This window comes from Pseudomonas sp. 10(2024) (assembly GCF_045164175.1).
Classification (GTDB): Bacteria; Pseudomonadota; Gammaproteobacteria; order Pseudomonadales; family Pseudomonadaceae; genus Aquipseudomonas; species Aquipseudomonas alloputida.
Genome location: NZ_CP174006.1, coordinates 2,780,475 through 2,800,872, shown reverse-complemented (window position 1 = coordinate 2,800,872; position 20,398 = coordinate 2,780,475). Strand labels below are relative to the sequence as shown.

Annotated in this window: 15 protein-coding genes; 8 read left to right on the top strand and 7 right to left on the bottom strand. The window is 60.7% G+C overall.

Going from position 1 to position 20,398, the window contains the following annotated elements; translation table 11 throughout:
- The first annotated feature begins 26 nt into the window (after positions 1-26).
- From ACI7M0_RS12410 to ACI7M0_RS12395, 4 genes are all read left to right on the top strand, one after another.
- Positions 27-1,130, top strand: coding sequence for an efflux RND transporter periplasmic adaptor subunit (locus ACI7M0_RS12410; protein WP_104887662.1), 1,104 nt, complete (start codon positions 27-29; stop codon positions 1,128-1,130).
- Positions 1,127-4,219: an efflux RND transporter permease subunit gene (locus ACI7M0_RS12405; RefSeq protein WP_104887663.1), complete on the top strand. Its 3,093-nt coding sequence runs from the start codon at positions 1,127-1,129 to the stop codon at positions 4,217-4,219. Before ACI7M0_RS12410 ends, ACI7M0_RS12405 begins: the two co-directional genes overlap by 4 nt.
- Positions 4,220-4,291: 72 nt before the next feature.
- Complete coding sequence (fabF, locus tag ACI7M0_RS12400; protein ID WP_256658165.1) at positions 4,292-5,584, top strand: beta-ketoacyl-ACP synthase II; 1,293 nt, start codon at positions 4,292-4,294, stop codon at positions 5,582-5,584.
- Entirely contained in the window at positions 5,581-6,819 is a 1,239-nt protein-coding gene (locus tag ACI7M0_RS12395; RefSeq protein WP_129931803.1) for a multidrug effflux MFS transporter, read from the top strand. The genes fabF and ACI7M0_RS12395 overlap by 4 nt, the downstream gene beginning before the upstream one ends.
- 152 nt (positions 6,820-6,971) lie before the next feature.
- On the opposite strand, the gene ACI7M0_RS12390 is transcribed toward ACI7M0_RS12395, so the two are convergent.
- A complete protein-coding gene (locus ACI7M0_RS12390) occupies positions 6,972-7,955 on the bottom strand; it encodes a TerC family protein (RefSeq protein ID WP_129931804.1) in 984 nt (327 codons plus the stop codon).
- 768 nt (positions 7,956-8,723) lie between these two features.
- On the opposite strand from ACI7M0_RS12390, the gene ACI7M0_RS12385 reads away from it, so the two are divergent.
- From ACI7M0_RS12385 to ACI7M0_RS12370, 4 genes are all read left to right on the top strand, one after another.
- Positions 8,724-9,104 (top strand): hypothetical protein, encoded by a 381-nt coding sequence (locus ACI7M0_RS12385; RefSeq protein ID WP_010954186.1) that lies wholly within the window; start codon positions 8,724-8,726, stop codon positions 9,102-9,104.
- A gap of 111 nt (positions 9,105-9,215) precedes the next feature.
- On the top strand, positions 9,216-9,743 hold the full coding sequence (locus tag ACI7M0_RS12380; protein ID WP_010954187.1) for a (2Fe-2S)-binding protein: 528 nt from the start codon (positions 9,216-9,218) through the stop codon (positions 9,741-9,743).
- On the top strand, positions 9,740-10,741 hold the full coding sequence (locus ACI7M0_RS12375) for a xanthine dehydrogenase family protein subunit M (RefSeq protein ID WP_129931806.1): 1,002 nt from the start codon (positions 9,740-9,742) through the stop codon (positions 10,739-10,741). The genes ACI7M0_RS12380 and ACI7M0_RS12375 overlap by 4 nt, the downstream gene beginning before the upstream one ends.
- Positions 10,738-12,954, top strand: a complete 2,217-nt coding sequence (locus tag ACI7M0_RS12370) for a xanthine dehydrogenase family protein molybdopterin-binding subunit (RefSeq protein ID WP_129931807.1) — start codon at positions 10,738-10,740, stop codon at positions 12,952-12,954. The genes ACI7M0_RS12375 and ACI7M0_RS12370 overlap by 4 nt, the downstream gene beginning before the upstream one ends.
- Before the next feature lie 49 nt (positions 12,955-13,003).
- On the opposite strand, the gene ACI7M0_RS12365 is transcribed toward ACI7M0_RS12370, so the two are convergent.
- From ACI7M0_RS12365 to clpK, 6 genes are all read right to left on the bottom strand, one after another.
- Positions 13,004-14,785, bottom strand: a complete 1,782-nt coding sequence (locus ACI7M0_RS12365; protein WP_129931808.1) for a monovalent cation:proton antiporter-2 (CPA2) family protein — start codon at positions 14,783-14,785, stop codon at positions 13,004-13,006.
- 194 nt (positions 14,786-14,979) lie between these two features.
- On the bottom strand, positions 14,980-15,483 hold the full coding sequence (locus ACI7M0_RS12360) for an Hsp20/alpha crystallin family protein (protein ID WP_064492091.1): 504 nt from the start codon (positions 15,481-15,483) through the stop codon (positions 14,980-14,982).
- Between the two features lie 26 nt (positions 15,484-15,509).
- Positions 15,510-15,881, bottom strand: a complete 372-nt coding sequence (locus ACI7M0_RS12355; RefSeq protein WP_020190681.1) for an Hsp20/alpha crystallin family protein — start codon at positions 15,879-15,881, stop codon at positions 15,510-15,512.
- A 27-nt stretch (positions 15,882-15,908) separates the two neighbouring features.
- Entirely contained in the window at positions 15,909-16,364 is a 456-nt protein-coding gene (locus tag ACI7M0_RS12350) for an Hsp20/alpha crystallin family protein (protein ID WP_129931809.1), read from the bottom strand.
- Between the two features lie 189 nt (positions 16,365-16,553).
- Entirely contained in the window at positions 16,554-17,024 is a 471-nt protein-coding gene (locus ACI7M0_RS12345) for a phosphate-starvation-inducible PsiE family protein (protein WP_010954194.1), read from the bottom strand.
- A 60-nt stretch (positions 17,025-17,084) separates the two neighbouring features.
- Positions 17,085-19,856 (bottom strand): heat shock survival AAA family ATPase ClpK, encoded by a 2,772-nt coding sequence (gene clpK / locus ACI7M0_RS12340; RefSeq protein ID WP_129931810.1) that lies wholly within the window; start codon positions 19,854-19,856, stop codon positions 17,085-17,087.
- Between the last annotated feature and the right edge of the window lie 542 nt (positions 19,857-20,398).

Genomic DNA, 20,398 nt, shown 5'->3' with positions numbered 1-20,398 from the left:
ATATCGCCTTTTGAGAAAGGGATCCCATGCGCCTGCGTCCTGCCGCCATAGTCGGTTGCTTACTCCCACTCGCCCTTGTCGCTTGCGGGGACTCTTCACCTGGAAAAGACCCGAGAGACACACCGCCGGTCGTGAAAGCGGTCTCGGTACAGGACGCGTCAGCCCTTGCACGTTCGTTTTCCGGAGTAGTGGTCGCTCGCATACAGAGTGACCTCGGCTTCCGAGTATCCGGAAAAATCCTGCAGCGCCTGGTCGATACCGGGCAAACAGTCAAACGCGGTCAGCCCTTGATGCGTCTGGATCCGGTGGATCTGAATCTACAGGCACGCGCACAGCAAGAGGCCGTAACTGCCGCTCGGGCACGGGCCAAGCAGACCGGTGACGACGAAGCTCGATATCGAGGGCTGGTTGCCGAGGGCGCGGTCTCGGCCTCGTCCTACGACCAGATCAAAGCTGCGGCTGATGCTGCGAAGGCGCAACTCAGTGCCGCGCAAGCTCAGGCTGACGTTGCCAGGAACGCCACCGAATATGCGGTATTGCTAGCCGACGCCGATGGTGTGGTGATGGACACGCTGGCCGAACCGGGCCAGGTCGTCAGTGCTGGTCAAGCGGTTGTAAGGCTGGCCAGGGCCGGGCAACGAGAAGCTGTCGTCTACTTGCCAGAAACGCTTCGACCTGCACCTGGCTCGACTGCACTCGCCACGCTATTTGGCAAGCCTGCGCAGGCCGTACCCGCCAAACTGCGCTTGCTTTCAGATGCAGCAGACCCCATCACGCGCACATTCGAGGCCAGGTACGTGCTCACTGGGCCTATGGCGAGCGCGCCATTGGGTGCAACCATTACGCTTGAGATTCCGGATACCGATACGAATTTCGAAGCGAAGCAGATACCCATCGGCGCACTCTTTGACCCGGGTAACGGAGCTGGAGTTTGGGTGATAGCAGGCCAGCCGGCCAAGGTGTCCTGGCGCGCTGTGGAAGTTCTAAGTGTCAGTGACGAAAAAGCGGTCGTGAAGAGTGACCTGCACGCTGGCGATCGGATCGTGGCACTGGGTGCGCATCTGCTGCGCGATGGCGTCGAGGTCATGGAACAGGCTCAAACAGCTCAGGTCATGGGGCACCAACCATGAGCCAGCAGCGTTTCAACTTATCCGCGCTCGCGGTACGCGAGCGATCAATCACCCTCTTCCTGATTGTGCTGATCGCCTTCGCCGGCACGCTGGCCTTCTTCAAGCTGGGCCGTGCAGAGGATCCGCCCTTCACCGTCAAGCAGATGACGATTATCACTGCCTGGCCCGGCGCCACTGCGCAGGAAATGCAGGATCTGGTGGCCGAACCGTTGGAAAAACGCATGCAAGAGCTGCGTTGGTATGACCGTACCGAAACCTACACCCGGCCTGGGTTGGCGTTCACGATGGTGTCGCTGCAAGACAAGACCCCACCTTCGGCGGTTCAGGAGGAGTTCTACCAGGCCCGCAAGAAAGCGGGTGATCAGGCCAAGCTCATGCCAGCGGGCGTCATTGGCCCAATGCTCAATGATGAGTTCTCGGACGTGACATTTGCGGTCTACGCGCTCAAAGCCAAAGGCGAACCGCAGCGCCAGCTGGTACGCGACGCCGAAACACTGCGCCAGCAGCTGCTGCACGTCCCGGGCGTCAAGAAGGTCAACATCATCGGGGAACAGGCTGAACGGATATTCGTGTCCTTTTCCCATGACCGCCTGGCCACGCTCGGAATCACGCCACAGGACATCTTCTCGGCCCTTGACAACCAGAACGCCCTGTCACCGGCGGGCTCGGTCGAAACGCAGGGGCCACAAGTGGTGGTCAGGGTTGACGGCGCCTTCGATCAACTGGCAAAGATTCGCGAAACCCCTGTGGTCGCCCAGGGCCGCCCCCTGAAACTGTCGGATGTGGCCGACGTTGAACGCGGCTATGAAGATCCCGCGACGTTTCTGGTGCGTAACGATGGCGAGCCAGCCTTGCTGCTTGGCATTGTCATGCGCGAAGGCTGGAACGGCCTCGACCTTGGCAAAGCCCTGGAGGCCGAAACAGCCAAAATCAACGAAAGCATGCCCTTGGGCATGACGCTCAGCAAGGTCACCGATCAGGCGGTGAACATCACGTCCTCCGTCGACGAGTTCATGATCAAGTTTTTCGTTGCCCTGCTGGTCGTGATGCTTGTCTGCTTCCTCAGCATGGGCTGGCGTGTCGGCGTTGTCGTCGCAGCCGCGGTGCCATTGACACTGGCGATCGTATTCGTGGTGATGGCCGCAACAGGCAAGAATTTCGACCGGATTACGCTGGGTTCGCTCATCCTGGCCTTAGGGTTGCTGGTCGACGACGCGATCATCGCCATCGAAATGATGGTCGTGAAGATGGAAGAAGGTTACGACCGCATCAAGGCTTCGGCATATGCCTGGAGCCACACGGCAGCCCCCATGCTGTCCGGCACACTGGTTACCGCCATCGGATTCATGCCTAACGGTTTCGCCCAGTCCACTGCCGGTGAATACACCAGCAACATGTTCTGGATTGTCGGCATCGCCCTGATCGCATCCTGGGTGGTGGCGGTAGCGTTCACCCCCTACCTGGGCGTGAAGTTGTTGCCTCGGATCAAGACGATTGAAGGTGGTCATGCCGCTATTTACAACACCCGTCATTACAACCGATTCCGCGCTTTGTTGGGGTGGGTGATCGCACATAAATGGCTCGTGGCAGGCACCGTGGTTTCGACATTTGTGGCCGCCGTGCTTGGCATGGGATTGGTAAAGAAGCAGTTCTTCCCGACCTCCGACCGCCCCGAAGTGCTTGTGGAGCTGCAGATGCCTTATGGCACCTCCATCGAACAGACAAATGCCACTGCGATCAAGGTGGAGTCCTGGCTACGTCAGCAAGAGGAGGCAAAGATTGTCACCACTTACATCGGCCAAGGCCCGCCCCGCTTCTTCCTGGCAATGGCCCCTGAGTTGCCCGACCCGTCCTTTGCCAAGATTGTCGTCCTGACCGAAAACCAGGGCGCTCGTGAGGCCCTCAAGCATCGTCTTCGGGAGGCGGCCTCCGAAGGTCTGGCACCCGGCGCTCAAGTGCGGGTAACACAACTGGTATTCGGGCCCTACTCCCCCTACCCGGTCGCCTATCGGGTGATGGGCCCGGATGCCTCGCAACTGCGTCAGATTGCAGCACGCGTCCAAAGCGTGCTGCAGGCGAGCCCCATGATGAAGACCGTCAATACCGACTGGGGCCCGCTTGTTCCCACGCTTCACTTCTCCCTGAATCAAGATCGCCTGCAGTCGGTTGGCCTGACGTCCGCCTCGGTGTCGCAGCAGCTTCAGTTCCTGCTCACCGGTGTGCCGATCACGTCGGTCAGGGAAGATATCCGCTCTGTGCAGGTTGTAGGGCGTGCCGCTGGCCAGATCAGACTCGATCCTGCCCAGATCGAGAATTTCACCCTGGTAGGCTCGAACGGTCAGCGCGTTCCGGTTTCGCAGATCGGTGATGTGAGCATTCGCATGGAGGACCCCATCCTCCGTCGCCGCGACCGAACGCCCACCATGACAGTGCGGGGTGACATCGCGGAAGGGCTGCAGCCGCCTGATGTATCCACGGCGATCTGGAAAGACCTCCAGCCCATCGTCACGCAGCTGCCTGCGGGCTACAAAATCGAAATGGCAGGCTCCATCGAAGAGTCGGCCAAGGCCAGCCAGGCTATCGTCCCTCTCCTGCCGATCATGATCGCCCTGACTTTGTTGATCATCATACTGCAGGTGCGCTCTATCTCGGCGATGGTCATGGTGTTTCTGACTTCACCGCTGGGGTTGATCGGTGTAGTACCCGTATTACTGCTGTTCGGCCAACCGTTCGGCATCAACGCGTTAGTCGGCTTGATCGCGCTCTCCGGGATTCTGATGCGCAACACCCTCATCCTGATCGGGCAGATTGACCACAACCAGCTTGAAGGACTTGCGCCCTTCGACGCCGTGGTCGAGGCCACAGTGCAACGCGCACGCCCAGTGTTGCTCACGGCATTGGCAGCCATCCTGGCCTTCATCCCCCTCACCCACTCGGTGTTCTGGGGCACCTTGGCCTACACCCTGATCGGAGGCACGTTCGTGGGCACGATCATGACCTTGGTGTTCCTGCCGGCGATGTATTCCATCTGGTTCAAGATCCGCCCCAATAGCCGCATTGCCAAGCCAGAAGCTGCACACCGCGCCTGAGTAGACATTGCCTTCAACCCGTGCGTGCCCGATGCAATTCGAGGCGCGCTCATGATCCAACGAGAGGTCGAAATGACTCACAACGTTATTCAAAAGCGCATCGTGGTGACCGGCACCGGCGTTGTCAGCCCGCTGGGCTGCGGCGTAAAGGAAGTCTGGCGGCGATTGCTGGCTGGGCAGTCCGGGATTCGCGCGCTTGCTGGCGATGTCGCCGAAGGCACTGGCGTGTCAGTGGGCGGCAGCGTGCCCACATTGGCCGAGGATGCCGTGGCAGGCTATCAACCCGAGCGGGTCATCCACGCCAAGGAACGCAAGAAGATGGATCGGTTCATCGAGTTTGCGCTGGTAGCAGCGGATGAAGCATTGCAGCAAGCCGGCTGGCATCCCGAGCGTCAGGCTGAACGCGCGCGCACCGCCACCATCATCGCATCAGGCGTCGGTGGCTTCGGCGCCATCGCAGAGGCGGTGCGCACCACTGACGCACGTGGCCCTCGCAAGTTGTCGCCCTTCACGGCGCCATCGTTCCTGGCCAATATGGCAGCGGGTCATGTCTCCATACGCTATGGCTTCGAAGGCCCACTTGGGGCACCCGTCACAGCCTGCGCTGCGGGGGTGCAGGCCATTGGCGACGCCGCTCGGCTCATCAGAAGCGGCGAAGCGGATATCGCGATCTGCGGTGGCGCCGAGGCGGCAATCGATCGTGTGACGCTAGGCTGCTTTGCGGCTGCACGAGCGCTCAGCACGGGCTTTTCGGATAGCCCTGAGCAAGCCTCCCGTCCTTTCGATAGCCAACGGGACGGGTTTGTCATGGCTGAAGGGGCTGGCTTGCTGGTGATCGAGTCGCTGGAACATGCGCTGGCCCGTGGCGCCAAGCCACTGGCCGAACTGGTCGGCTACGGAACAAGCGCTGATGCCTACCATCTGACCGCTGGCCCCGAGGACGGAAGCGGTGCCAGGCGTGCCATGCAACTCGCGCTGCAACAGGCGTCGGTAGCGCCTGGGGACGTGGACCATATCAATGCGCATGCGACTTCGACCCAGGTTGGCGACAAGGGTGAACTTGCAGCGATTCGCGCCGTATTCGGTAGCGGCAGCGGCGTGGCGATTACATCGACCAAGTCGGCCACCGGCCACCTCCTGGGAGCGGCAGGCGGTATCGAAGCCATTTTCACGGTGTTGGCGCTGCAAGATCAGATCGTTCCACCCACGCTCAATCTGACTCAGGTCGATGATGCTGCGCTTGGCCTTGACCTGGTTGCACGAATAGCCCGTGAAATGCCCATCGAATATGCCTTGTCCAATGGTTTCGGATTCGGTGGTGTGAACGCCAGCGTACTGTTCCGCCGCTGGGAGGCCAACGTATGAACAGCCGACTCGAAACACACGCCAACGAAGCTGAAGGTGATGCTCAGAGGGCCAACGTCCTGACGGCCAAGGTCATCCTGTTACTGGCAGCACTCGCTGCCATCAGCAACTTGTCCACCAATATCATCCTGCCCGCTTTTCCTGAAATGGCTCGACAGCTCAACGTCTCATCCCAGGAACTCGGGCTGACGCTCTCCAGCTTTTTCATTACGTTCGCCTTCGCCCAATTACTGGTAGGGCCGCTTGCCGATCGCTATGGCCGCAAGCGCCTGGTAGTAGGTGGGTTGATGATTTTCGTGGTGGGTACGTTTTGGGCGGCTAACGCCGCCACACTCGACATGCTGATCCTCGGACGGGTAATCCAGGCCATTGGCGTGTGTGCCGCCGCGGTTCTGGCCAGAGCCATCGCTCGCGATCTTTATGAGGGTGAGAACCTGGCACGCGCGTTATCGCTGACGATGATCGCTGCCGCCACAGCGCCAGGCTTCTCACCTTTGATCGGCAGTATGCTGAACACCACTTTGGGTTGGCGCGCACTTTTCATAGCCGTCGGCATGTCGGCAATCCTTATCGCGCTGTTCTACCTCGGAGGGATAGGTGAAACCCTTCCTGCCCATCGTCGGGTGACTCAATCAGTACCTGCGATCCTGATTGCATACGGCAAATTGGCGTCCAACCGCCTCTTCATCTTGCCCGCACTCGCGACCAGCCTGCTGATGAGCGGCTTATTCGCCTCGTTCGCCGCTGCGCCGTCAATCTTGATGGAAGGCATGGGGCTCAACTCGCTCCAGGTGGGCCTGTATTTCGCGGCTACTGTCTTCGTGGTCTTTGCCGCTGGCTTGGCTGCTCCTCGCCTGGCTCACCGTTGGGGTAGCCGCGCCATCACCTTGTCAGGCCTCGCGACTGCGTGTACGGCAGGTGCATTGCTGCTGGTCGGCCCAAGCAATCCAAGCTTGGGCTGGTACTCATTGTCGATGGTGCTTTTCCTATGGGGTATGGGTATTGCCAATCCGCTGGGAACGGCCTTGACCATGACACCGTTCGGGAAAGAAGCAGGACTGGCGTCAGCCCTTTTGGGCTTCCTGACCATGGCGATCGGAGCAGTGTCGACCTGGATGGTTTCCACGCCGAAGTTCCCCACGCTTGCCGTACTGGGTGCCACTCAAACCTCGGTGTGCTTTCTGGCAATGGTGCTTTTCGCTTGGTATGTCAAACGTAAGGCAATTGTCAGGTAGGAGTATCTCTGCATGAGGTTTGCTCCTGCTTCGCCTGGGATGTGCCAAATCAACTGCATGGCCCGGGCAGCAGCGGAGGCGACCGCTTTCACGCCTTGAATCCTAGGCGATCCGGTCATCGCACTCACGCAGCAGCCAGCGGCCGTAATTATTCAAGAAGCATCAGCGGACGCTCGGGTTTTCCAAAGCGAAAGCAACACGCCGCCAATCAGCAGGCCGATTGTAATGCTCAACGATATTTCGGCTGGCACTTTACCCACAATGTCATGAAGGAAAATTTTCGAGCCGATAAAGACAAGCACCAGAGCCAGCGCATATTTAAGGTAAACAAAGCGACTGATCATGGCAGCCAATGCAAAATAGAGCGCTCGCAAACCGAGAATGGCAAAGATGTTTGACGTGTAAACGATGAACGGATCCTGTGTGATAGCAAAAATCGCAGGCACGCTGTCAACAGCAAACACCAAGTCGGCACATTCAATCAAAATAAGTGCAAGGAAGAGCGGTGTCACCCATAGAATTCTTTTTCCTGACGCATCGGGCAAGCGAACCACAAAGCGTTGACCGTGCAATTCTTTGGTGATGCGTAGGTGTGTGCGCAGGTAGTTGACGAAACGGTTGTTTTCCAAGTCAGGCGCATGATCGACGCGAGCGAATAGCATCTTGACCCCGGTGAAGACCAGGAACGCGCCGAAACAGTAAAGTATCCAACTGAACTGGGCGATGAGCGCAGCCCCAAGGCCGATCATAATAGCCCTCAGGACGATGACCCCCATGATCCCCCAAAACAATACTCGGTGCTGGAACTCCCGAGGAATGGCCAGGAAACTGAATATCAGGGCAATAACGAAAACGTTATCCATTGACAGGGATTTTTCAATCAAGAAACCCGTCACATAGTCCATGCTGGCATCGCTGCCTTTCTGGAAATACACCCAGACCGCGAACAGAAGGCCCATACTGATGTAGCCCGCGGACAGCAACAAGCTCTCTTTGACTCCAATCTCCCGATTCCCGCGATGGAGCACACCTAAGTCAAGCGCCAACAGTGTTAGCACAACAGCGAAAAAGGAAAGCCAAAGCCAGAGGTCAGTACCAAGAACATCTTGGTAGAGATACGCACTAAGGGCAGACATGAGCCCCTCCTGTATAGTCGTAGTTGAACAACTATGACTCCGACATGGCGGTATAACCGTCAGAGGGGCCCGGCGTCACGAATAAAGAATTTATCGGGCGCGAGTAGGCTGCAAGTAGAAAACATTTACAAATCTTGTCCATGACAAGCTAAAACGCTTGCAGTGAAAAACTAACTTCGCACACCTGATTGCACCAGCCTCATGGGTGCCCCGCACGTTATCAACGCCTTCATTGGAGCAAAGCGCCGCTCGCTCGCGTCGACCTGATGCAGCGCCTTCCGTCGGTCAGAAGGCACCCTCCCACGCACGCCAGGCCGAACATAGGGTGAACAATCCAAAAAGGCGTTTCACCATGACACCAGCAAAACCTTTTACGTTACTGCTTGCACTTTCCCTGGGCTGCGCTTCAGCACTAGCTTCGGCCGCCACAGACCTGAACCGTCAGCCCGCCCCAGGCATGCAATCGAACGACAATGGACAAATGAACGGCCAAGGCGGAGCGACTGGCTCGGGAACACCCGACGATGGCATGGGTACGGGTGATGGCGGCACTGACGACAATGGGACGGACAATACCGGGGGTGACGGTACCGACAGCGGCTCGGGAACCGGCAGTCATGGCTCTGGTAGTAGCGGCACAGGCGCGGGCGGTGGTGGCAGTGGCTCAGCCGGAAGTGGATCTGGCGCAGGTTCCGGCAGTTAGCTGAAAGGGCCTCAGTTCTGCCCTGGTTTTCAACCGTTCATGCAACCCATGCAGGAGGAAATACCATGCCACGCGGGGACAAAGACAAGTACACGGACAAGCAGAAACGCAAGGCCGAGCACATCGAGCAATCTTACGAGGACAAAGGCGTGGGCAAGGATGAAGCCGAAGCTCGCGCCTGGGCCACCGTCAACAAACAATCCGGTGGCGGTGAAAAACACGCAGGCTCGGGAAGCAGGACACCGTCGCACGTGAAGAAGACCGCACGCTCGGATTCGGCCAAGCGCGCCGCTGAATCTCGCCAGGGGCATTCGCGGACGTCGCACGCGTCGCTGGAATCGCAAAGCAAGGAAAGCCTTATGAAAGAGGCACGCAGCAAAGACATCAAGGGGCGCTCGACCATGACCAAGGCCCAGTTGATTGAAGCCCTGCAAAAACACGGGTGACGGCCAGATGTGATCGGCAACTTGGCAAGCCGGCTGAACGTTTGCTCAACCGGCCCGGTCGCACAACAGAGACGCAGCCGGCTGCGCGAACCCTGACCGTGAGGACCTACCATGAGCGCGATCTCTCCCAATGGGGCTGAAGAACACCCCATCGGCCTGACCCTGAATGGTCAGCGCCTGACACTGCAGGTGAATCCCTGGACCACCCTCCTCGACCTTTTGCGCGAGCAGTTGGACCTGGTCGGCACCAAGAAGGGTTGCGACCATGGCCAGTGCGGGGCCTGCACGGTGCTGCGCGATGGCAAGCGCGTCAATGCCTGCCTGACCTTGGCCATCATGTGCGACGGGGCCGAACTGGTGACCATCGAAGGGCTGGCCAGCGGCGACGTTCTGCACCCCATGCAGCGTGCATTCATCACCCACGATGCTTTCCAGTGTGGTTACTGCACCCCGGGGCAGATCTGCTCCGCAGTCGGGCTTGCCCGCGAAGGGCGCGCCTACACCCGCGAGGCCATTCGCGAACAGATGAGCGGCAACCTTTGCAGGTGTGGTGCATATAGCAACATCGTCGCTGCGGTGGAAGAAGCCCTACCGTTGATGACGGACCTGGCCCCGCCACAACGAGGGCCGAATCCATGACGCCTTTCAGCTACCACAAGCCCGCATCAATCAGCGAAGCCGTGAGCCTGGCTGACGCCAGCTCGCACTTCATTGCCGGCGGCACCAACCTCGTCGACCTGATGAAAGAAAACGTGGTTCGCCCCAAGCGCCTGATCGACATTTCCGGCCTCGGGCTGAACGGCATCCACCCCACGTTGAACGGTGGCTTGTTGATCGGCGCATTGGTGAGCAATGCCGACCTGGCCTGGCACCCAATGATCGAGCAGCACTATCCATTGCTGTCGGACGCCATCCTGGCTGGGGCATCACCGCAGTTGAGGAACATGGCCAGCACCGGTGGCAACTTGCTACAACGTACCCGTTGCTACTACTTCTACGACACCGGCACCCCCTGCAACAAGCGTGAACCCGGCAGCGGATGCCCGGCGCGTACAGGCTCGAACCGTATCCACGCGATTCTTGGTGCCAGTGATGCCTGTGTCGCGACCCATCCCTCGGATATGTGCGTGGCATTGGCAGCGCTCGAAGCCGTGGTGCATGTGCAGGGGCCGCGCGGAGAGCGCCAAATACCTTTTGCGGCATTCCATCGCCTCCCTGAGGACACCCCGGAGCGAGACAATCAGCTGGCAATCGATGAACTGGTGGTCGCCATCGAGCTGCCGCCCCCGGTGTTCGAAAAACATTACCGTTATCTGAAAATTCGCGACCGCGCCTCCTACGCGTTTGCGCTGGTGTCGGTCGCCGCAGCCTTGAGCTTCGATGGCCAGGTGATCTGGCAAGCTCGCCTGGCGCTGGGCGGCGTTGCCCACAAGCCGTGGCGAGACCCGGTTGTGGAGCGCATGCTGGCCGGCCAGGCGCCTTGCGAAGCGCTGTTCACCAGGGCCGCAAAAACGTTGCTGCAAGGTGCAAAACCTCTGAGCCACAACGGCTTCAAGGTCACGCTCGCCCAACGTGCAATTGTGCGGGCATTGGATGACGCGGCGCGCGGCGCCGCTGACGGGGGGCCACGACCATGATCAAACCCACACCGGTAGCCGGTACGTCCCTGGACCGCGTAGACGGCGTGGCGAAGGTCACCGGGCAGGCGCGTTACGCGGGCGAATACCCCGAAGTGGGCCTGCTCCATGGCAGCGTCGTGTCCAGTACCATCGCCCGAGGTCGGGTACTCAACATCGACAGTACGCAAGCGATGCGCGTGCCCGGGGTGATCGCCGTGCTTGATCATGGCCATCGTCCACATATTTCCAGTTATGACGACGACTACAGCGACGCCGACGCCGCGCAGGGGGCGCCGTTTAGGCCCTTGTTCGATGATCGAGTGCTCTACAACGGTCAACCGTTGGCGCTGGTGGTTGCCCAAACCCTCGAACTGGCCCGGTATGCAGGTTCGCTGATCAGGATCGAGTATGCCGAGGAGGCCCACCAGACCGACCTGGGCGCATGCCAACAGTCGCATGCAGCACCCGCCGAGACACCGGCGCCGCGTGGCGACTTTGCCGCGCAGTTTGCCGGGGCCCCGGTGCAGGTGGATGCCACCTACCTGACAGCCAACGAGTACCACAACCCGATGGAGCCCCATGCGTCAACCGTACTCTACAAAGGCGACGGCACGCTGGAAATCCACGACAAGACCCAAGGCACGCAAAACTGCCAGGACTACCTGCACAAGGTGTTTGGCCTGCCCAAGGCAAACATCCGCGTGCGCGCGGCATTCGTCGGCGGTGCCTTCGGCTCGGGCTTGCGCCCGCAGTACCAGTTGCCACTGGCAGTGATGGCGGCGTTGCACCTGCAGCGCTCGGTGCGCGTCACGCTGACTCGCCAGCAGATGTTCACCTTTGGCTACCGGCCCCGCACCGAGCAGCGCCTGCGCCTGGGTGCTGACGCAAACGGACAGTTGCTGGCGATCGCCCACGATGCGCTTGGCCAGACCTCCCGCTTCGAGGACTTCACCGAGCACGTGGTGGAATGGAGTGGCATGCTCTACCAGTGCGACAACGTTGCCCTCAGCTATCGCCTGGCCTCGCTCGATGTGTACACCCCGCTGGACATGCGTGCGCCTGGCGCCGCGTCGGGGATGATTGCCCTGGAATGCGCCATGGATGAGCTTGCCTGTGCAGCGCAGATTGACCCGCTTGACCTGCGCCGGCGCAATTTCGCCGCCAGCAATGCCAACGAGGGCAAGCCCTACTCCAGCAAGGAACTGCTGGCGTGCTACCGGCAAGGTGCCGAACGTTTTGGCTGGCAAAACCGTAATCCGCAACCGCGCAGCATGCACCATGGCAACCAGCTGGTCGGCTGGGGGATGGCCGGCGGCGTCTGGGAAGCCATGCAGATGAAGGCCAGCGCCAAAGCGCGCTTCGATGCCCAAGGCCACCTCACCGTCTGCAGTGCCACCACCGATATCGGGACCGGCACCTATACCGTCATGACGCAGATCGCAGCCGACGCGGCTGGCGCCAGGGTGCAGGATGTCACCTTCGTGCTGGGTGACTCTTCACTGCCCACCGCCCCCCTTCAGGGCGGATCGTTCACGGTGTCGTCGGTCGGCTCGGCCGTGCGCCAGGCCTGCCAGGTACTGCGCACCAAAGTGCTGGAACATGCGCGCAAGATGTACCCCCAAGTGGCCAGCTCGGTCCGGGAGCAGATCATTTTCGCCGATGGCTACCTGCACGCAGGCAGCCATCGCCTGGCCTTGGCGGACATCATCGCCAGCGCCCCCGAAGGTGAGTTCGAAGTGCAGATCGACGCCGAGCCCGGCGCCAGACGCCAACCGTTCTCCACCGCTACCCATTCGGCAGTGTTCGCGGAAGTCCACGTCGACGAGGACCTTGGCACAATCAAGGTAGTACGGGTAGTCAGCGCCGTTGCGGCGGGACGGGTAATCAACCCGAAAACCGCGCGCAGCCAGATTTTGGGAGGCGTGGTGTGGGGGGTGGGTATGGCCCTCCACGAAGCCGCGCTGACCGACCATCGGTTGGGCCGCATCGTCAACCACAACCTGGCGGAATACCACATCCCGGTGAACGCAGACAGCGGGGATATCGAAGTCATCTTCGTTGAAGAGCACGACGACATCGTCAACGAGCTGGGGTCCAAGGGCGTGGGCGAAATCGGCGTCGTCGGGGTGGCAGCCGCGGTGGCCAACGCGGTCTACCATGCCACGGGCAAGCGTGTGAGGGAGTTTCCGATCACGCTCGACAAACTGCTGAAAGACAACAGTCAGGTATGAGTAATATCTGTGCATGAGGTTTGCGCCTGCATCGCCGTCGGATTCCCGCTCACTGGGCATCGGTGGCTTCAGGCGCAGGCGGATCAATGCGCTCGATATTTCCCAGAACCAACGCTCGCCCGGCAAATAGACCGCCGGATGTTTCCAGGGCAAAGCGTGCGGCATCGCGTGTGCGCACCTCATCGGTCACCGCGTCAGCTTCAACGCTCGAGGCTCCCAAGGTCAGCACGGCCTGGCGGCCAAGCAGCAAGGAGGATTCAAAGGTTTCCCGCACGATGTAGTCGGCGTCGTGCTTGACCAGCTCCAGCGCGTGCTCGCGGTCAAAGGCGCGTACCAGCACCTTCACCTGCGGGCAATACTGCCGCGTGCTTTTGACGATGCGTGTCGCGGCCTTCTTGTCATTCACGCACACAATGATGGTGCGGGCGTGACGCGCCCCGGCAGCATGCAACAGGTCATGCCGGGCACCATCACCGTAATAGACCTTGAAACCATAAGGCTCGACGGCGCGGATCACCTCGGGGTCCATATCGATGATTGAAAGCTTGGCGCCATGAGCGAGCGGTGCTTGACAAGCGATCTGGCCGACACGGCCAAACCCTATGATGAGTACATGGCCTTGGAGATTCTGTGCCGGCTCCACACCGTCCATGGAAACCGCCCGGGGCCGCGCGAAACGCTTGAGCAACAGAAGGTTCACCGGCGTGAGGGCCATGGACAGCACCACGATAGCCGTCATGTTGGCGTTGATTTCGGCACTGACGACCTTGAGTTTCAGCGCTTCGGTAAACAGCACAAACGCAAATTCGCCCCCCTGCGCCATCAGCACGGCGCGGTCCAGCGCATCGCCATGCTGGCTTTTCGCTAGGCGCGCGACCCCATAGATGCACAGCGCCTTGACCACCATCAGCGCCAGCACGCCAGAGCTGATGAGTAGCCAGTTCCTGGCCACCACCTGCAGGTCCAGCGCCATGCCGACGCCGAGAAAGAACAGCCCCAGCAACAGTCCGCGAAACGGTTCTATGTCCACCTCCAGCTGGTGGCGGAAGGTGGACTCCGACAGCAGCACACCGGCAACGAACGCTCCCATCGCCATCGACAGGCCGCCGATTTCCATCAGCAGCGCTGCTCCTAGCACCACCAGCAGCGCGGCAGCAGTCATCACCTCGCGCGCCCTGGCTTGGGCCAATACCCGAAACAGGGGGTTGAGCAACCACAACCCGATGATCACCAGTGCGCTGAGGGACACGGCTGCGATAGCCATGCGCTGCCACAGGGGTGAGGTGGGTTCGGGCACCGCTGCAGTAGGCGCCAGAAATGCCACCACCGCCAGCAAGGGCACTATCAGCAGATCTTCAAACAGCAGAATGGACACGATGCGTTGTCCCCTCGGCTCGGTCAAGTCACCCCGCTCCGAGAGAACTTGCATGACGATGGCAGTGGATGTGAGTACAAAACCGGCCGCGCAGACGAATGACACCTGCCAAGGGAAACCAAAGGCCTTGCCGACGACGGTGAGCAGAACGGCACAGATCAACACCTGCAGGCTGCCCAGCCCAAAGATCTGTGCCCGCAGCGCCCACAGATGCGAGGGATTGAGCTCCAGGCCAATCACGAAGAGAAACATAACCACGCCCAATTCGCCCACATCGATGATGGTGTGAGGGTCATTGACCAGTTGCAGCCCGAAGGGCCCGATCATCATCCCCGCCAGCAGGTAACCCAGCACCGAGCCGAAACCGATGCGCTTGAGCAGTGGCACGGCCACCACGGCAGCGCTGAGCAACGTGATGACACCCAACAACAGTCCTGCGTTGCCTTCAGCGGCCATGGCTTCGACCCTCAGCCCCTGTCAGGACCGGTTATGGAGAAAGTACCGGACGAATTATCGCTGGGCGTCTCAGTTCGCCTGGGATGTGCAATATCCACTGCATGGGAAGCGGCAGCTTCCGGTGGAGCAACTGAAGAAACACCCGCCCGCAGGTAGGTCGCGGGCGGGTAATCCTGGTGACGAGGGGCTGTCCCCTAGCCTTCGCGAACCTCGATGCGCCTGCCACTCGCACGCGCTTGCTTGGGCAATTCGATACGCAGCACGCCGTTGTTGCATCTGGCGCTGGCCTGCTCGGCAATGACCTCGGCAGGAAGCCGGAAGGTGCGCCGGAAACTGCCAAAGGTGCATTGCCGGACGCGATAATGCCCATTGCCCTGCTCCTGCTCGACGCGCTTTTCACCGCGAATGATCAGCGTATCGCCCCGCACTTCCAGGTTCAGGTCCTCCTTGACCATTCCAGGTATCTCAAGGCGAACGACGATCCGCTCACCATCCTCGTAAAGATCGCCGGCCAGCAGCCCCCAGTTCGAGGCAAGCGCCGGTGATGAGGTCGCATCCTGCGACTCGCCCCTGCTCCGCTTCACTGGCGTGAAGCGCGTCAGGGCCTCGCTGGTGCGACCGCGAAGCTGACGCCAGCCCTCGCCCAGCGAATGCCAGGTTTCCTCCAGGCCATGTCTGAGTTCAGCTAGTTTGTCCATGGGTCGTCCTCCACACGCTCAAGGCCCTACGCGCTTTTCACGACGATCTTGCGCGGTTGGGCATGTGCATGTTTGGGAACACGCACGTTCAGCACGCCGTCCCGTAGCTCAGCGTCGATCCGGGTCGTATCCAGCTCGGAGCTCAAGGTGAAGGCTCGTCTGAATCGCGACAGCTGGACTTCAGCGTAGACGGCCTCCAGCTGTTCGGACAACTGCGGCATGATCTCCCCTTCCAGCACCAGCGTGTCACCCTCCACATTGACCACGAGATGATCCTTGGGCACACCGGGAAAGTCGGCAAACAGCTGGATTCCGTTTTCGTCTTCGAAGACATCGACGCGCGGCAGCAGTGTTTGGGTTTCAGTTTCGCCGCGCACGACTGCTTGCTTGTCGTTCATGGTGATTCCTCCTTCAAACCGTTGCTGTTACTGGATGACTATACGCTTGGGCTGCAGCGCTTCCCGCCGCGGCAGGGAAATGCGCAGGACGCCGTCGCGGTAGTGGGCCTCGACCTTGTCGGTATCGACCTGATCATTGAGGCTCACGGTACGCTTGAAGGGACCGGCATAGCGCTCGTTGGCGTACACGGAGCAATTGCCCTCCTGCGTGCTGCGCGCGGGCCGGCGCTCGCCGGAAATCGATAGCAGGCCTCGGTGAATCTGCAGATCGATGTCGCTCGGGTCAACGCCGGGAACGAAGGCGTAGAACTCCATGCTCGATGGCGTGCTCGCGACATTGATGGCAGGAAAAGCACCACTGGCCAAGGCACGAATGCTGCCTGGGCGCCCGAGCCCAGTTCCCAGCACATGTTGCAGTTCGCGCTGGAGCTTCTCGAACTCGGCAATCGGATCGCTCGACAGATTAAGAAGGGACTCGTACATGACAATCCTCCTTCCAGCTGACTGAAATGATCTCGAACAGGAGGCGCGAAGCGCCGGGTTTCGGCCCCTGATGACGGAATTATGTGAGCAATCTGGAGGTTTTCAAGCCCCGGTTTGAACGGATATGGAATTACACATCCGCGCTCTTTTTCCCGTTCAATCTTTGCCTTGGCGCCATTCACACAGAGCCTAGGCAACTCGATCATCACGCTCACGCAACAGCCAGTAGGTCAGCCCCAGGGCCAGGGTGGCGCCAGCGAGCGCCGCGACTTTGGCCGGGCTGACATCGGGATCAAGGATCACGATCTTGCGCGACAGCGCGATCAACCCGATCAAGAGGACCGTCTTGACCTGAATGATGCTGCCATGGCGCAAGACAACGCGCACGATGGAATGCTTGAATTCCATCGCGATCAGCAGCGTCATGACCATACCGAACACATTCTGGAAGATCCGGTGGTCCAGTGGATTGAACGCATCGATGATCAGCAGGCTGAAGACTATCTGGATCAGCTGTACCAGCGACACCACGATAACCACCGCGATCACCAGCGAAAGAATGTGAGCGACGATCTGCTCGAAACGCTCGTAAAACGTCAACACCGCCCACTCGCGACGCAGTCGCATGCGCGTGGTCTCGGGCTCATCGCTGTCCTTCATGCCTCACCTCTTCAGCAGCAAGATCATTGCAACGAGAAACCGCAGCTTTCGGCCTGGGCTTCACGCATTTTCACTGTCGAGCTCTTTGGCCGGCGCGGCTTGCCGGCGGTCGAACCCGACCCGCTCCGCCTTGTCGTCCCAGCGCACATGGGCGTGATCACCCTTGCCAATGCCGCCGCCGAGCATTTCACGTGCCAGTGCCGTCTCCAGCTCGCTGCGGATCAGTCGCTTGAGCTCGCGAGCACCGAATTCGGGCTTGTAGCCGACTTGCGCCAAGTGATCGACCAGTGTCTCGTCGAACGTCAGCGTCACGCCCTGGCTCGCGGCATTGCGGGCCACGCGCTCGAGTTGCAGGCCAACAATGTGGCGGATCTCCAGCTTGCCCAGCGCATGGAAGACGATGATCTCATCGATTCGGTTGAGGAACTCGGGGCGAAAGTGCCCACGCAGCACTTCCATCACCTCGACCTTGGTCTGCTCGTACTCCTCACCAGCCGCTCCAGGCGCCTTCAGCCGCCGCTGAATAATGTCGGAGCCCAGGTTGGACGTGGCGATGATAATGGTGTTGGTGAAGTCCACCACGCGCCCCTTGCCATCGGTCAGTCGCCCGTCGTCGAACACCTGCAGCAGGATGTTGTAGACGTCGGGGTGGGCCTTCTCGATTTCGTCGAGCAGCAGCACGCTATAGGGCTTGCGCCGGACCTTTTCGGTAAGCTGGCCGCCTTCGTCATAACCAACGTAACCCGGAGGCGCGCCCACCAGCCGAGCCACGGAATGGCGCTCGCCATACTCCGACATGTCGATACGCAACAGGGCGCTCTCTTCGCCGTAGATGGTTTCGGCCAGCGCCTTGGCCAGCTCGGTCTTGCCGACACCGGTGGAGCCCAGAAACAGGAACGTGGCAACGGGCTTGCTGCCTTCGCGCAGCCCAGCGCGCGACAGCCGAACCGCGTCCGCCACCGCACGCACCGCCTCGTCCTGCCCCACCAGGCGCTCATGCAGCCGCTGCTCCAGGTGCAACAGCTTCTCGCGCTCCTCCACCGTCAGTTCATTGACCGGAATGCCGGTCAGCCGCGAGACGATTTGCGCCACATGTTCCGCCTTGACCTCGGTGCTGCCCGAGCCGCGCTCGCGCTCCCACTCCTCGACCCGCTGCTTGAGTTCGGCCTCCGTGGCTTCGACGCGCTTGCTGATCTGCGCCGCATTGTCATATTGCTTGCGCGAAGCCGCGTAGTCCTGCTCGCGGCGCAATTGGTGCAACTCCGACTCCATTTCCTGCACCGCAACCGGGCGCGCCGTCGCCGATAACTTGACGCGGGCGGCAGCCTGGTCGAGCAGATCGATGGCCTTGTCCGGCAGAAAGCGCGCGCTGACGTAGCGGTCGGACAGTTCGGCGGCAGCGATGATCGCCTCCTCGGTAATGCTGACCTTGTGGTGCGCTTCGAAGGTGTCGCGCAGGCCGCGCAGGATCATGATGGTCTGCGCCACCGTTGGCTCGGGCACCACGACCGGTTGGAAACGCCGCTCCAGCGCAGCGTCCTGCTCGATGTACTTCTGGTACTCGTTGAGCGTCGTCGCGCCAATCAGGTTCAGCTCACCACGCGCCATCATCGGCTTGAAGACGTTGGCCACGTCCAGGCCGCCTTCTCCACCGCCCTGGCCTGCCCCGACGATGGTGTGCACTTCGTCGATGAAGAGAATCAGCTCGCCCTGATGCTCGGCGATTTCCTTCAGCACCTTCTGCACGCGCTCCTCGAACTCGCCTCGGTACTTCGCGCCAGCCACCAACGAATTGATGTTCAGTTCGACCAGGCGCTTGTCGCGCAGCGTCTCGGGCACCTCGCCGGCCACCATGCGCTGCGCCAGCCCCTCGACGATGGCCGTCTTGCCCACGCCAGGCTCGCCGATCAACACCGGGTTGTTCTTCTTGCGCCGCGCCAGTACCTCAATGGTGGTTTCGATTTCCTGTGCCCGCCCGATGACCGGGTCCAGCTTGCCATCGCGCGCCATCCTGGTGAGATCGCGCGAGTACTTGTCGAGCTCCGGCGTTTCGGTCGGCGCCTCGGCGCGGCCATCCTCTGCACCCTTGCCCACCACCTTGCTGACGCACTGGCGCAGGGCCTGCGGCATAAGGCCATAGCGGCGCAGCAAGTTGGCGGCCAGCCCTTCGCCCTCTTCGGCCAGCCCGATCAGGAAGTGCTCGGGGCCTACGTATGCGTGCCCCAACTCATTGGAGGCGACGAAGGCGCGACTGAGCGCATCCTTGACCCGAGGCGACACGCCGACTTCGCCTTCAAATGGCTTGTCGCCGCGCTTGGCTTCGGCTTCGATCTGGCGCTTGAGGTCATCAACCTTGATCTTGAACTGGCTCAGGATGGTCTTCACCACGTCGCTGTCGGCCAGCGCCAATAGCAGGTGTTCGGTATCGACTTCGGACCGACCGAACTCCGTGGCACGCTTGGCGGCTTCCTGCAACAGGGCCTCGGAGTGTTCGCTGATGCGGCTGGCCAGCCCGCTGCTGCGGCGGCGTGGCGTGCCGGACGCTGCGCGGCCAGGTTCCCCAGACGACGCTTCAGCCACTTCATCGGCACCCGTGGCAACGGATGCCGAGTCTTCTCCGATGCGCAGCAAATCGCTGCCCATGAACTCTTCGAACAAACCGCTGCGCGAGCCGAAAAGGGCTTCCAGTGGGGAAAGGGTGCGTTTTTGCTGGCGCACCAATTGGCGGTAGTGATCATCACACAACAGCATGATGTTGTGGCGGCCATTGACCTTGGCCTCCACCCGTGTCGTGGCGGGTTGGCCACAGACCTGGCATTGTTTGCTGGCCATGCGGGCGCTCCTTGAGTCATTGAGATGACGAGATGGAGCCTGCCGCAGCACCTCGTCTGCTGGTGGGCCTTCGTGACGACTTCAACGAAATCTCCGAGTCAGCTTCAATTCGGAATCGAACGGCTGTGCTTCGATGCACCCGCTTCGCGCTCCTCGAGGATGATCGTCAACAGCCCATTGTCGAATGGGCGCTTGATCAAAACCTGATCGGCATCGTCAGGCAGGTTCAAGGGTGGCGGGCAACAGCCGTAGAGCGTTCGGCACGAGGGAAGGCGCCCGACTGCTGCTCTCGCAGCAGTCGGGCGTGATCGGGATGTTCTTTCCTTGAGATGGGCCATTCAAAGGAAAGCCAGTACTGTATCCGTAATGTCCAGCGCCAGCTTCAGCACGCCTGCTAGGCAAGCGCGGGTTGGCGAGCGCGGGTTGGCGAGCGACGAAAACAGATGCGCCCAGGCCCAAGGAACTTTTGCAATGCTGGCTAAAGTCTGCGCCTGGTAGTTCGCAAGTCAAGCAGTATCTGCGATCGGTTCAGAAATAGTCAG